13 protein-coding genes are annotated in these 13,996 nt (G+C 68.5%); 12 read left to right on the plus strand and 1 reads right to left on the minus strand.

Features of this window, described 5'->3' with window-relative positions; translation table 11 throughout:
- The first annotated feature begins 20 nt into the window (after window positions 1–20).
- The 11 genes from FJM51_RS04405 (at window position 21) to FJM51_RS04455 (ending at window position 9,319) form a co-directional block, all read left to right on the plus strand.
- Window positions 21–1,709, plus strand: coding sequence for an AMP-binding protein (locus tag FJM51_RS04405; protein WP_140452887.1), 1,689 nt, complete (start codon window positions 21–23; stop codon window positions 1,707–1,709).
- Window positions 1,710–1,924: 215 nt separating this feature from the next.
- Window positions 1,925–2,848, plus strand: coding sequence for a helix-turn-helix domain-containing protein (locus FJM51_RS04410; protein ID WP_140452888.1), 924 nt, complete (start codon window positions 1,925–1,927; stop codon window positions 2,846–2,848).
- Window positions 2,849–2,968: 120 nt separating this feature from the next.
- Window positions 2,969–4,372 carry an aldehyde dehydrogenase family protein gene (locus FJM51_RS04415; RefSeq protein WP_140452889.1) on the plus strand — a complete coding sequence of 468 codons (1,404 nt, stop codon included), beginning with the start codon at window positions 2,969–2,971 and terminating at the stop codon, window positions 4,370–4,372.
- A gap of 246 nt (window positions 4,373–4,618) precedes the next feature.
- Window positions 4,619–5,755 carry an amine dehydrogenase large subunit gene (locus FJM51_RS04420; RefSeq protein ID WP_140452890.1) on the plus strand — a complete coding sequence of 379 codons (1,137 nt, stop codon included), beginning with the start codon at window positions 4,619–4,621 and terminating at the stop codon, window positions 5,753–5,755.
- Between the two features lies 1 nt (window position 5,756).
- Entirely contained in the window at window positions 5,757–6,287 is a 531-nt protein-coding gene (locus FJM51_RS04425; protein ID WP_140452891.1) for a MauE/DoxX family redox-associated membrane protein, read from the plus strand.
- The gene (locus FJM51_RS04430; RefSeq protein WP_140452892.1) at window positions 6,284–6,871 is read left to right on the plus strand and encodes a thioredoxin domain-containing protein; all 588 of its coding nucleotides are present in this window, start codon (window positions 6,284–6,286) and stop codon (window positions 6,869–6,871) included. The genes FJM51_RS04425 and FJM51_RS04430 overlap by 4 nt, the downstream gene beginning before the upstream one ends.
- A gap of 21 nt (window positions 6,872–6,892) precedes the next feature.
- Window positions 6,893–7,423 (plus strand): methylamine dehydrogenase light chain, encoded by a 531-nt coding sequence (locus FJM51_RS04435; protein WP_140452893.1) that lies wholly within the window; start codon window positions 6,893–6,895, stop codon window positions 7,421–7,423.
- Window positions 7,420–7,866: a c-type cytochrome gene (locus FJM51_RS04440; RefSeq protein ID WP_140452894.1), complete on the plus strand. Its 447-nt coding sequence runs from the start codon at window positions 7,420–7,422 to the stop codon at window positions 7,864–7,866. Before FJM51_RS04435 ends, FJM51_RS04440 begins: the two co-directional genes overlap by 4 nt.
- A gap of 6 nt (window positions 7,867–7,872) precedes the next feature.
- Window positions 7,873–8,310: a c-type cytochrome gene (locus FJM51_RS04445; protein ID WP_140452895.1), complete on the plus strand. Its 438-nt coding sequence runs from the start codon at window positions 7,873–7,875 to the stop codon at window positions 8,308–8,310.
- Window positions 8,310–8,951, plus strand: coding sequence for a ferric reductase-like transmembrane domain-containing protein (locus FJM51_RS04450; RefSeq protein WP_140452896.1), 642 nt, complete (start codon window positions 8,310–8,312; stop codon window positions 8,949–8,951). Before FJM51_RS04445 ends, FJM51_RS04450 begins: the two co-directional genes overlap by 1 nt.
- A gap of 2 nt (window positions 8,952–8,953) precedes the next feature.
- Window positions 8,954–9,319, plus strand: a complete 366-nt coding sequence (locus FJM51_RS04455; protein ID WP_233712977.1) for a cytochrome c3 family protein — start codon at window positions 8,954–8,956, stop codon at window positions 9,317–9,319.
- A gap of 61 nt (window positions 9,320–9,380) precedes the next feature.
- Here the strand turns inward: FJM51_RS04455 and FJM51_RS04460 are convergent, their stop codons facing one another.
- On the minus strand, window positions 9,381–12,914 hold the full coding sequence (locus tag FJM51_RS04460) for an indolepyruvate ferredoxin oxidoreductase family protein (RefSeq protein ID WP_306419413.1): 3,534 nt from the start codon (window positions 12,912–12,914) through the stop codon (window positions 9,381–9,383).
- A gap of 177 nt (window positions 12,915–13,091) precedes the next feature.
- Here FJM51_RS04460 and FJM51_RS04465 point away from each other — a divergent pair, with 177 nt between their 5' ends.
- Window positions 13,092–13,547, plus strand: coding sequence for an Lrp/AsnC family transcriptional regulator (locus FJM51_RS04465; RefSeq protein WP_140452899.1), 456 nt, complete (start codon window positions 13,092–13,094; stop codon window positions 13,545–13,547).
- The last annotated feature ends 449 nt before the right edge of the window (window positions 13,548–13,996 follow it).

Consider the following 13,996-nt stretch of genomic DNA (forward strand, 5'->3'; position numbering starts at 1 on the left):
GGAATCACGGGAGGAATTCGATGGACGACATGAGCTACGTTTCGGGCATCTCCGACGTCCCGCTCATCGGCCACACGATCGGCGAGGCGCTCGAACGCGCCGCGCGGACCTGGGGCAACCGGCCGGCTCTGGTCGTGCCGGCCCAAGGCGTCCGCTGGACCTGGGCGGAGATCCGCGACCGAGCCGATGCCTTCGCCGCCGGACTGCTCGCGCTGGGACTCCGCCGCGGCGATCGGATCGGCATCTGGTCACTCAACCGCGCGGAATGGACGATCACGCAGTTCGCCGCCGCGAGAGCCGGTCTGGTGCTGGTTACCATCAACCCGGCCTACCGAATCTCCGAGCTCGAATATGCGCTCAACAAGGTCGGATGCGTGGCGCTGGTCGCGGCGACCCGGTTCAAGAGCAGCGACTACATGGGCATGGTGACGACGCTCGCGCCCGAACTCGCCGGCGCGAGGCCGGGCGCGCTCACCGCCGCGCGCCTGCCGCGGCTGCGCACCGTGATCCAGATCGGTGGGCCGCGGCTTCCCGGCACGGTCGGCTTCGACGAGGTCGCGGGCCTGGGCGGCGAGGCCGAGAGCGCGGCCCTGAGCGCCCTCGCCGGCGAACTGCAATTCGACGACCCGATCAACGTCCAGTTCACAAGCGGCACCACCGGCTCGCCGAAGGGCGTGACGCTGACCCACCACAATATCCTCAACAACGGATATTTCGTCGGCCGCGCGCTCAGGCTTACCGAACAGGACCGGATCTGCGTCCCGGTGCCGCTCTACCACTGCTTCGGCATGGTCATGGGCAACCTCGCCGCCGTTACCCACGGCTGCGCGATGGTCTATCCCGGGGAGGGTTTCGACCCGCTCGTCACGCTCGAGACGATCCAGGCCGAGCGGTGCACGGCGCTATACGGCGTGCCGGCGATGTTCATCGCCGAACTCGACCACGCCGAATTCGCGCGCTTCGATCTCTCTTCGCTCAGGACCGGCATCATGGCGGGTTCGCCCTGTCCGATCGAGGTGATGCGAAAAGTGGTCGATCGCATGCACATGCGGGACGTCACCATCGCCTACGGCATGACCGAGACGAGCCCGGTGAGCTTCCAGAGCGCCACGGACGATCCGCTGGAGCGCCGCGTCTCCACCGTGGGGCGGGTTCACCCCCACCTCGAGGTCAAGATCGTCGACACCCAGGGCCGCGTCGTGCGTCGCGGCGAGCCCGGAGAGCTCTGCACTCGCGGCTATTCCGTCATGCTGGGCTACTGGGGCGACGAGGCGAAGTCAGCCGAAGTGATCGACGCCGCGGGCTGGATGCACACCGGCGATCTCGCGAGCCTGGACGCCGAAGGCTATTGCAACATCGTCGGACGTATCAAGGACATGGTGATCCGTGGCGGCGAGAACCTTTATCCCCGCGAGATCGAGGAGTTCCTGTTCACCAACCCGAAGATCCAGACCGTGCAGGTCTTCGGCGTCGCTGACCGGAAGTACGGCGAGGAGCTCTGCGCCTGGATCGTGCTCCGCGACGGCGAGACAATGACCGAAGCGGAGGTGCGGGAGTTCTGCCTGGGGCAGATCGCGCACCAGAAGATTCCGCGCTACGTCGAGTTCGTCACCGAGTTCCCGATGACCGTCACCGGCAAGGTGCAGAAGTTCCTGATGCGCCGGGAAGTTGAGGAGCGGCTCGGCCTCGAGGCCGAGAAGACCGCGTGATGCTCGCCTCCGGGACCCATGACACGAAGCGGCCTGGCCGGACGAAGAGGCGATGCTCCATCCCGGGCGCGCCGCGCCGGCGCGTCCGATGAAGACGCACGTTGCTCCCTGTCGCGTGAGAGGTTCCTCGTGTGCGGGGGTGCCTCAACGATGCGCCGGTCGGGACATCGCCCACCGGTCCGGGGCGCACAGGCAACCTCGCGGGAGGGAAGGCCATGATGTGTTTCGAGGAATGGCGGAATTGCATCCTCTCGAACTGCGGGCACTATTACAGTTCTCCGCTGAGGGGCGGGCACGGCGGGATGGGTGATTTCCAGCTGCGCCGACGGTTCGGCATCGATATCGCCGAGATCGAGTGCCGGATCGACCGCATCGACAGGCAGCGCGAGGGCATCCGTCGGGATGACAACGAGTATCTCTTTCTGTTGGTGCAAAAATCCGGCGAGACCATCCTTGTGCATGACGGTCATGAAGAGGCGCTGACCGCCGGTGACTGCGTGCTGATGGATTCGACCCGCCCGGCGGAACTCCGATACGAGGGGCGCGCGGCCTCGTTTACCTCGGTCCATCTGCCACGTGGCCTTTGTCTCGAGGGGCGAACGGCCGCCCCGGTAGCGGGACGCCGCGTCGGCAAGTCTCATCCGCTGCGGCCGAGCCTTCTGGCTCTTCTTTCTCCGAGTGATTCCGACGAGAGCGTCGAAATATCGGGGGATTATCTGTTCGACTTCGTGGCGCTGATGTTCAGGTCCGAAGCGCCGGTCGGCGACGCGACCCGTTTCCGGGACCGCCACGGCCGGTTCCACTACATCCGCGGGATGGTCGAGCGTCACCTGCGGGACCCGGAATTCTCGATCGAGCAGCTCGCTTCCCTGGTGCACATGTCCCGCCGCCAGGTACAGCGCGACTTCAGCGACAACGGCACGTCCTTCACCCGGTTCCTGTCCGACCGGCGGGCAAAGCTGACCGCCAGTCATCTGCGCCGGGCCGCGCAGATGAACGAGCGTCCGGCGATCGCCGAGCTTGCGTTCCGCGTCGGCTTCAGCGAGCTCTCACACTTCAACCGGGTGTTCCGCGCCAGCTACGGCATGTCGCCGAGCGACTATCACGCGAATTGCGTCGAGATTGTGTCGGATCGTTGATCCGACACAATCTTTTTGGCGCGAGTCGCGGGACGGCTGGCGCCGATGTCCGAGAGGGAATCGCGCCCCGCTGCTATGGTTTCCCAAACGGCCGACCGAACGGCCTTGCCGGAGGAAACCATGGACCACAAGATGCTCATCGACGGGCGGCTGGTGTCGAGCGACCGGATGCTCGACGTCGTCAATCCCGCGACCGAAACGGTCTTCGCGCGTGTGCCGCATGCGACCGAGGCCCAGCTCGACGAGGCGGTCGCGGCGGCCCGGGCGGCGCAGAAGAAGTGGGCGGAGCTGTCGATGGCGCAGCGCCGCGAGCGGATCGAGGCGCTCGCGGCCGCGATCGGCGAGAATGCCGACGATCTGGCCCGCACAATCACCCAGGAGCAGGGCAAGCCCCTGGCCGAGGCGCGCGGCGAGGTCGAATGGGCCCAAGGCTACCTCGCGCACACCGCGACGCTGGAGCTGCCGGACCGGGTGATCCAGGACGACGCGCAGTTTCGTATCGAGACGCGCCACAAGCCGCTCGGCGTCGTCGGCGGGATCGTCGCGTGGAATTTCCCGCTGCTGCTCTGCTGCTGGAAGATCGGCCCGGCGCTGATGGCTGGCAACGCCATCGTGCTGAAGCCGGCGCCTACCACGCCGGTCTCGGCGCTGAAGCTCGGCGAGCTCTGCGCCCGTGTCTTCCCGGCCGGGCTGGTGAACATCCTGACCGACGACAACGACCTCGGCCCGAAGATGACCGCGCATCCCGGGGTAGCGAAGATCGGCTTCACCGGCTCCTCGGAAACCGGCAAGCGGATCGCGGCGGGCGCGGCGGCGACGATGAAGCGCGTCACGCTGGAGATGGGCGGCAACGATCCCGCCATTGTCCTGCCCGACGTCGACGTCCGCCGCACGGCCGAGAAGGTCTATGGCGGTGCCTTCCTGAACGCCGGCCAGGTCTGCCTCGCAGTCAAGCGCGCCTATGTGCATGACGAGATCTATGACGAGTTCTGCGATGCCCTGGCCGATTTCGCCTCGCAGGCGATCGTCGACGACGGCCTCAAACAGGGCACGACCATCGGTCCGATCCAGAACAAGGCGCAGTACGAGAAGGTGAAGGGCCACCTCGAGGATGCGCGCAACGACGGCACGATCATCGCCGGCGGCGAGGTGCGCGGCGGCTCGGGATACTTCATCAGCCCGACCATCGTGCGGGATGTGCGGGACGGCCAGAGGATCGTCGACGAGGAGCAGTTCGGCCCGATCCTGCCCGTCATCCGCTTCACCGAGGTCGACGCGGTGATCGACCGCATCAACAGCTCGGACTACGGCCTCGGCGGCTCGGTTCATTCGGCCGATGTGGAGAAGGCGGCCGAAATAGCGGGGCGCATCGAATCCGGCACCATCTGGGTCAACCAGCAGCTGAACATCGGTCCCCATATCCCAATGGCTGGTTTCAAGGGCTCGGGACTCGGGGTCGAACAGTCGGTCGAAGGCCTGGCCGAATACACCCAGATGCAGGTGATCAACATCGCGCGGGGCTGATCGCGGCTCGCGTCGGGAAGACGCGGCAAGGTCGGCGGCATTGAAAACCCGAATATCCGGCCTCGGGTATGGTATAGGGGTTCTTCCCAAGCCGGCTGACCGCCAACGGGAGGGGTGGATTGTGAATGGAATGCCGTCTCGCGCGGTGAAGCGTTCCGGGGGGGGGCGTGAGGTGGCTCACAGTCAACCGCGCGCCGCGACCCGTTCCCCCCTCCACTTTTTCAACAGGAACCCAGCAGGTTGCCCATGAAACGCCAGTTCCTCGTCGCCCTTTCGGTCCTCGCCGCCGCGGGGACACCCGCTCTCGCGCAGGATGCCCTCCCGGCCGAGACCCTGACCGTCCAGGAGCGTATCCCGGCCGGCCCGCATGTCTACGTCATGGACATGGGCATCAACGGGTCGAGCCCGATCTACGTGCTGAACGCCGACGACCTTTCCTTGGTCGGCTCGATCGGCACCGGCACGCTGGCCACGATGCACATGAGCGCCGACAAATCGACGCTCTACAGCTCGTCGGTCTACCTCCGCCGCTATACCTACGGGGAGGTCGAGGCGGTCATCCATGAGTGGGATCCGGAGACGCTGAAGGCGAAGAAGGAGTTCATGGTCTCGCCGAAGCTCGTCCAGGCGCTCAGCCAGCGCGGCATCCTCAACGTCTCGTCCGACGGGAAGTTCATCCTCGCCCAGAACGCCACGCCCGCGACCTCGGTCACCATCGCCGACGCCGTCGAGGGCAAGGACCTCGGCGAGGTGCCGACGCCCGGATGCTGGACGGCCTATCCCTCCGAGACCGGCAACGCCTTCACCATGCTCTGCGGCGACGGCACCCTCGCCAAGTTCACTTACGACGCCACCGGCAAGACGGCCGCGCCGGCGAAGTCCGACAAGATCTTCGACCCCGACAAGGACCCGCTCTACGGCGACGCGATGCGGATCGACGGCAAGCTGGTCTACGTCACCTACGGCGGCACTCTCTATGTGATCGACGACTCGGGCGACAAGCCGGTGCTCGACAAGCAGGTGAAGTTCGCCGAGGAGGGCTGGGCGCCGAGCGGCTACAACCTGATGGCTTACTCGAAGCCCGCCCACACCCTGTTCGTCCTGATGCACTCGAATCCCCGCGACGGCTCCCACAAGGCCCCGGCCGAGGAGATCTGGGCGATCGACACGGCGACGATGAAGGTCGTCGGCCGCTCGCCGGCCCACGGCGAGGCGAGCATCGAGGTGTCGAGTGGCGATCAGCCCGTCCTCTTCGGCGTCGGCCACGAGGGCAGCGTTCACCGCTACGACGTCAAGTCCGACGGCGGCAAGGTCACCCTGACCGAGACCGCCTCGCGCGAGGGCGCCGCGCTGTTCCCGACCATCCTCGCCACCGACTTCTGAGATGGCGGACACCGCAACCCTGGCGTCGGTGACGATCACCGCCTTCCTGGTGATCGTCCTCGCCCGCGCCGCCTGGCACAAGCTCGACCATTTCCCCGAAACGATCGGCTTCGCGCAAGGCTACGGCCTCGTCCCCGAGGCCGCCGCCGCGCCGATCGTCCGCGGCCTGACCGTGGCCGAGATCGCCACGGTAGGCGCGCTCCTCGTCCCGGCGACCCGCCCCCTCGGCGGGCTCGCAGCCGCGCTGCTCTTCGCCGGATACGGCGGACTGATGGCGCTGGCGCTCGCGAACGGCCGCGGCCGCATCGAATGCGGCTGCGGCGGCGCCCCGCAGATCGTCTCGGCGCTCACGCTCACCCGCAACGCGGTCCTCGCGGGGCTTGGCCTCGCCGTCGCCCTTCTGCCGGCCACGACGGTCCCGCCGCTCGGCGCCGCGATCGCCATCGTCGCGGCGCTCGTCCTCGCGGCGCAGTACGGCGTCGCCGAGAAGCTCGGCTCCCACCTGCCGCACATCCGGGAGGGCGGACGATGACGCTCCTCGGCTTCTCGGTCATCGCCCTCTGGGTGATTGTCATCCTGCAACTCGGGGTCATCTTCGCCCTTGCCCGCCAGGTGGGCATCCTCTTCGAGCGCGTCTCCCCGGTCGGGGCGATGATGTCCTCGAACGGCCCCGACCTCGGCACCGCGGTACCGCGACTCGCGCTCGCCAACCTCAACGGCGCGCCGGTCAGCCTCGGCACCGGTGGCCGGGCTCAGCTCGTTTTCTTTCTCTCGACGAGTTGCCCGATCTGCAAGGCGCTGCTCCCCGCGCTCAAATCGATCCGGGGCGACGAGGCGAAATGGCTCGACATCGTCCTCGCCTCAGACGGGCGCGAGGCGCCGCACCGCCGGCTGATCGAGAGCGAGGGGCTCGGGGGCTTTCCCTACGTCCTTTCTCCCGAGCTCGGCATGAGCTTCAAGGTGGCGAAGCTTCCCTTCGCCGTCCTGATCGACCCGGGGGGCAAGGTCGTGGCCAAGGGCCTCGTCAACAGCCGCGAGCAGCTCGAGAGCCTGTTCACCGCCTCGGAGACCGGCATCCCGTCCTACCAGGCCGCGATCGCTGGCCTCTCCTCGTAACGCACAAGAAGGAAACCGATCATGTCGCGCATCATCGACAGCCTGCTCAAGCGCTTCGACAAGGTCGTCGAGGCCAACGTGCGAACCTCCGCGCGGACCTTCGGCCGGCGCTCGTTCCTCGCCACCACCGGCGTCGTCGTCGCCGGGGCCGCGGCGGGCCTCCCCGTCCTGCCCTTCGACCGCCGCGCAAACGCCGCCGAGCCGGCCGAGGATCTCGCTGATCCCTGCGCCTACTGGCGGCATTGCGCCATCGACGGCTTCGTCTGTGAGCAGTCGGGAGGCAGCCTCACCGCCTGCCCGCCGGGCAGCGCCGCCTCGTCGGTCGCCTGGGTCGGGACCTGCGCCAACCCCGACGACGGCAAGAACTACCTGATCAGCTACAACGACTGCTGCGGCAAGCCCGCGGTCCTCGGCGCGACCTTCTGCAACAACAACAAGGGCGAGCGGCCGGGCTACCGCATGGGACTCTACAACGACGTCAACTGGTGCATGGCCAATCCCGAGAAGGGCTACCACTGCACCGTGTCGATCGTGATGGGTGAAGCGGAATGACCGCCGTCCGCCTTCCCCTCGCCGCGCTGGCGCTCGTCCTCGCGGGCGGAGCGGCCGGGGCCGCCGACCTCGACGGCGCGGCGCTCTTCGAGCAGCATTGCTCCGCCTGCCACGCCTCCGGCGGCGTCGGCACGCCTGGCCTCGCGCCACCGCTCGACCGCCCCGAGTTCTGGCAGGCGCTCGGCGACAACGCCCCGAAGTACATCGCCGGCGTCGTCACCCAGGGCCTCAACATGCCGATCACCGTCCGCGGCGAGATGTATGCCGGGACGATGATGCCGCCGGTGCCCGACACCACCGACGACGAGCTGGCGGCGATCAGCACCTGGGTGCTCGATACCCTCGGCAAGACGGACAAGACGGTGACGCCCGACGACATCGCCGGCGCCCGCGACGGCGTAAAGATGGCCGATGTCAAGGCGCTGCGCCCGGCATCGGAGTAGCGCCGCATGCGCCGCGCCCTCCTCACCCTCGCGGTGTTGCTGTCCGGACCGTCGCTCGCCGAAGCCGGAGCGGGGGGAGTCACCCCCCGCACCAGCTACGCGCTGCACTGCTCGGGCTGCCACACGATGACCGGCACGGGCGAGCCGGCGGCGGGCATCCCGACCTTCATCGGTTCGGTCGGGACGATCGCGCGATCGGATACCGGGCGCACCTACATGATGCACGTACCGGGTGTGATCTCGGCCGGGCTCTCCGACGAGGGCATCGCCGAGGTGATGAACTACGTCCTCGAGGCCTGGGGCAACGGCGCGCCTCTCTTCACCGCGGCGGAAGTGACCGAGCGCCGCGCCGTGCCGGTCCCCGACGTTGTCGACTACCGGCGGGGCGTCGTCGCCGCGCTCGCGCGCGACGGCGGGAAGGTCGCCGACTACCCCTGGCCCTGATGAGCCGCGGCAACGCCGTCCTGGCGGCCATTGTCGGCCTCGTTTTCCTCGTCTCCTTCGCCAGCGGAGCGCGGGTCGGCGGCGGCTGGTTCTGGGACCTCGGCAACGCCCTCGGCTTTCTCGGCCTCGCCGGCATCCTGTTCCAGATGATCCCTGCCGCCCGCGGCGCCGCGACCAAGCGCCATGAACGGCTCGGCTACTGGGTGCTCGCCATCGCCGGCGCTCATGCCTTCTGGTTTCTCCTCGGCGATGGCGCCGTCCGCGTCTACCTTCAGCCCGGCGCCCCCCTCGCGATGTGGCTCGGCCTCGCCGCGCTCCTTGTCCTCGCCCCGCTCACTCTGCTCGCCCGCATGCCCGAACGCGCCAGGGTTCACCGAAGCTTCCGCGGCTTCCGCGCCGTCCACCGCTTCCTCGGCTTCGCCGTTGTCGGGACGGCTTCGCTGCACGTCGCGCTGACCGGCTTCTACCTGACGCGCTGGCTGCAGGACGCGCTGCTCCTCGCCGTCATCTCCGCTTGCTGCCTGGGGCGGTCGTACTGGGCCCGGCTCGGGGCACCGGCTGTCGCCTCGGCCCCCGCCTTCGCCGCCGCCGGCCTCGCCGCGGCCGCCGCCTTCGTCCTCGCGCGGAACCTCGGCAGGTGAAGATGCTCTTCGCGGCGTTGCTCGTCCTCGGGCTGGCGCTTGTCGTCTTCGGCCCGCCACCCCCGATCCTCAGGATCCAGCGGGTCACGATCGCCGGCGCGGGCCGGCCGATCCTGCCGATGCGCTTCGCCCACGACGATGATCACCGAGGCATACCTTGCGCGACCTGCCACCACGAGTTCGTTGATCGCAGGACAGGATCGACCTGCATGCACTGCCATGTCACCGACCCAAAGGTCTCGCCACTGCTCGAGCGCCAGTTCCACGACCTCTGCCGCTCCTGCCACATCAAGGAGCAGGCCGAGGGCAAGCCGGCGGGACCGACGCGGAGTTGCGTCGCCTGCCACCAGACCGACGAAGAGTTCTGATCCGGCTGATCGGCCCGATCTTGCCCTGTGGAGCCGACGAATAGGCCCTCTGACTGGCGCATCACTCAGCCGCGCGCGTCGCCGAACCGGCGTTGAGGCCCTCCCCGAGTCGCGCGATGAGCGCGGCCCGCCGCGCCTCCGCCGTTCGCATCGCCTCTGTCTTGACCGGCCCGAAGCCCCGGATCGCATCGGGCAACGACAGGATCTCGACGTGGAGCGCCAGCGTCCCCTCCGCGAGGCCCGCGAGCGCCCGTGCCACATCCTCCTCGTAGGTCGCGATCAGCGCCCGCTCGGCCCGCCGCTCGGCGGTATGCCTGAACGGATCAAACGGCGTTCCGCGCAACCCCCTGAGCTTCGCGAGCAGACGGAAGATCGTCGGCATCGCGGCGCCGAACTCGCGCTTCCTCGGGCGACCGTTCGGCGTGGTTCCGGCGAGGAAGGGCGGGGCGAGGTTGAACGAGAGGCGGAAATCACCCTCGAACCGCGCGCCGAGCTGCTCCCTGAAGGCCGGCTCCGCGTAGAGTCGCGCGATCTCGTATTCGTCCTTGTAGGCGAGCACCTTCGCGTAGTTGAGCGCCACCGCGCGCGTCAGCGCCTCCCGGCTCGCCGTGTCGAAGAGTTTCGCCTCCGCCACCTCTGCGACGTGGGCGACCAGTTCGCGGTAGCGCCGGGCGAGCGCTTCGTTCTGGTAGCGCGCGAGGTGGCCGGCGCGATGCGCGATCACCTCCTCCGTCCGGAGATCGGCGAGTGAGCGGCGCGGCGGGGGCAGGAAAGTCCCGACCCGCGCCGGATCGCTCGCCAGAAGCCGGCCCCAGCGGAACGCGTCGATATTCGCCTCGACCGCGACCCCGTTGATCCCGATCGCCTGCTCGATCGCATCGGCGGCGAGCGGCACCAGACCGGCCTGCCAGGCGTAGCCCAGCATCATGACGTTCGCGCCGATCTCGTCGCCGGTCAGCGCGCGCGCGATGCCGCCGAAATCGTGGACATGCGCGCCCGGTCGCGCGGCCTTCCGGACGGTCCGCTCCACCTGGGCCGCCCGGAAGTCGAAATCGCGGTGGCGGGCGAAATCGGCGACCGGCGTGATCCGCGTGTTCAGGACCACGTGGGTGCGTGCCGGATCGCAGAGCGTGATCCCCTCCCTGCTGGTGGCCACCACGCCGTCGGCGGCGAGCAGCAGGTCGGTGGTGCCACTCGCGATCCGGGGCTCCGTGACGCGGGTGCCCGCCGGGGCGAGCCGGATGTGGCTCAGCACCGCGCCGCCCTTCTGCGCCAGCCCGGCCATGTCGAGCACCATCGGGTTCTTTCCCTCGATGTTCGCCGCCATCGCGATCAGCGCGCCGATCGTCAGCACCCCGGTGCCGCCGACGCCCGTCACCGCGATGTTCCAGACGCGGTCGAGCCCAGGCGGTTCCGGTTCGGGCAGATCGGAGAGATCGGGTGGCGCCGCGCGCGCGCCGCGCCTGAGCTTCGCGCCGCGCAGGGTGACGAAGGACGGGCAGAATCCCTTGAGGCAGGAGTAATCCTTGTTGCAGGCCGACTGGTTGATCTCGCGCTTGCGGCCCATCTCGGTCTCGAGCGGCTCGATCGCGACGCAGTTCGACTGGAGCGAGCAGTCGCCGCAGCCCTCGCAGACCGCCGGATTGATCCAGACCCGCATGTCCGGGTCTTCCATCAGCCCGCGCTTGCGCCGCCGCCGCTTCTCCGCCGCGCAGGTCTGGACGTAGACGATCGCCGAGCAGCCGGGCACCTCGCGCAACGTCTCCATCACCGCGTCGATCTCATCGCGGTGCCGCACGATCACTCCGGGCGCGAGCCGCGCCGCTGGCCATTCGCCGGGCCGTTCGCTCAGGAGATAGATCGGCACCACCCCCTCGTGGTGAAGCTGGTGCGTGATCTGATCGGGCTTCAGCGTGCCGTCCACCGGCTGGCCGCCGGTCATCGCCACCGCGTCGTTGTAGAGCAGCTTGTAGGTGACGTTGGCGCCCGCCGAGACCGACTGGCGGATCGCGAGCTGGCCGGAGTGGAAATAGGTGCCGTCGCCCATGTTGACGAAGACGTGGCGCTCGTCGGTGTAGCGGCCCGCGGCCGTCCAGGGGACGCCCTCGCCGCCCATATGAGTGAAGGTCTCGGTCCGCCGCTCCATCCACTGCGCCATGAAGTGGCAGCCGATGCCCGCGAGCACGCGCGAACCCTCGGGCACGCGGGTCGAGGTGTTGTGCGGGCAACCCGCGCAGTAGTAGGGCGGGCGGACGACGGGCGGGATGTGGTCCGCGAGCTCCCGTTCACGCGCCTTGAAGCGGGAGAGCTTCTCCTCGATCCGGGCGCGCAGGCCCGGATCGAGGTCGAAGGCGAGCAGGCGCTCGGCGATCGCCCGGCCCACCATCTCGACGGTCAGCCCCTTCGAGTGTGGCAGGAAGCGGCGGTCGTCCTCGTCGAGCTTGCCGACGATCCGGGGCCGGGTGTCGGAATGCCAGTTGAAGAGCTGCTGCTTGATCTGGTTCTCGATGATCTCGCGGCGCTCCTCGACCACCAGAACTTCCTCGAGCCCCTCGGAGAATTCGCGGATGTTCGCGGGTTCGAGCGGCCAGGTCATCCGCACCTTGCAGAGCCGGAGGCCGATTGCGCGCGCTTCCTCCGGGCCGATGCCAAGTTCGTGCAGCGCCTGGCGCACGTCCTCGTAGGCCTTGCCGGAGCCGACGATCCCGAACCGGGCGCCGGGCGTGTCGAGGGTGATCTCGTCGAGCCGGTTCGCCCGCGCGAAGGCCAGGGCGGCGTAGCCTTTGTACTCCTGCAACCGCTCGTCCTGAACCAGCGGCGGGTCGGGCCAGCGCAGGTTGAGCCCGCCTGGCGGCATCTCGAACTCGGGCAGCACGAACCGGCGCCGCTCCCCGGCGAGATCGACCACGGCGGTCGTCTCCACCGTCTCGGAGATGACCTTCATCCCGACCCAGCAGCCCGAGAAGCGCGACATCGCGATCCCGAGCAGGCCGATCTCGATGAACTCGTGGATCGAGGAGGGGTAGAGGCAGGGCATGAGCGCCGACATGAAGGCGTGGTCGGACTGGTGCGGGATCGAGGAGGACTTGCAGGTGTGGTCGTCGCCGGCGAAGGCGAGCACGCCGCCAAGGGCGGAGGTACCAGCCGCGTTCGCGTGTTTGAAGACGTCGCCCGAGCGGTCCACGCCGGGGCCCTTGCCATACCAGATGCCGAGCACGCCGTCCTTGCGCGCCCCGGGCGACAGCCCCGCCTGCTGCGAGCCCCAGACCGCGGCGGCGGCCAGATCCTCGTTCACGCCGGGCTGGAAGGTCACATCGTATTCGGCGAGCAGGTCGCGTGCCTTCACGAGCTGCTGGTCGTAGATCCCGAGGGGCGAGCCGCGATAGCCGCTGATGAAGGCGGCGGTATCGAGCCCCGCCGCGCGGTCGCGGCGCATCTGCGTCATCGGCAGGCGCACGAGCGCCTGGATGCCGGTCATGTAGGCCGCGCCCGCGGTGGCGGAATACTTGTCGTCGAGGCTGACTGCCTTGTTCACCCTGGCTCTCCCTTCGGCTGAGGGCATCGGCGCGAGGTCTTCGTGGGCCTTAGGTCCCATCCTACGCCGGACGCCGGGGATTGGCGTTGCTTTGTCGCGCGGCGCGGGCCAGCTTCACGCAACGTTGTTCCTGTGCTCGCCATCGAAGTGGCATCCTTGTTTCGGTGAGAGCGAAACCGGAGTACGACGTTCCGGACCACCGTGGGGCGCGGACGGCCGAGGAGACGGAGTGGCGCGATGATCGACGAGGCGGACCGGCGCATTCTTCGCGAAATCCAGCGCTCACCGGAGATTCCGACCCGCGAACTCGCCGAACGCGTGGGCCTCAGCCACACGCCCTGCTGGCGCCGTCTCCAGCGCATGCGCGACGATGGTGTCATCACCGAGCGCCGCCATGTCGTCGATCACGACGCCGCCGGCTTCGCCGTCACGGTGTTCTGCTTCGTGACGCTCAAGGAGCACCGCCGGGAAAGGCTGACGGAGTTCGAGGAGGCCGCGCTGAAGGTGCCGGAGATCATCCAGTGCTTCTCGATCAGCGGGGAATACGACTACATCCTTCAGGTGATCGCGCGGAGCGTGTCGGACTACGAGCGGACCGTGAAGGACGCGATCGTCGAGCTTCCGAACATCGCCTCGATCAACACGAGCTTCACGCTGAGGAAGGTCAAGGCGTCGCTGGACGTTCCCGTCTGAGTCGCCGCGCCCCGTTGGCCCGGATCGGGCGCGACCGGGAAAATGCCGCTCCAAGGCATTCCGGTCGGATCGGAGTACTCCGTCTTTCCGGTCAGCGCCTGGAACTCGTCCCTGCTCAGGCGGCCGCAGGCGTCGGCGGGCTCCTGCCCCCACGTCGCGCCCAACCACCCCGTTGCGACCATCGCAGCCGAGGCTGAGGGCCATCCATGACCTTGAGCCATCGTTCCCTCCCGCCGCAAGTGCCCCTGCGAGAGCACGGTAGCGGGTTAGGAGCAAGGCGCCGCCGAGCCGATCTGGACCGGTCGACTTCGGACGAGCACGACGGGTGATCCGAGGGCGGCAGCAGATCAGGGCCGGGGTGTTCCTGGTACCTTGGCGGCGTAATTCCGCCGGTAGCATCGTGCTTCTGGATTCCGAGGGCGCCATCGTTCGGCCATCCGTTGCCTACG

Origin of the sequence: Amaricoccus solimangrovi, assembly GCF_006385685.1 — a bacterium.
Classification (GTDB): domain Bacteria; phylum Pseudomonadota; class Alphaproteobacteria; order Rhodobacterales; family Rhodobacteraceae; genus Amaricoccus; species Amaricoccus solimangrovi.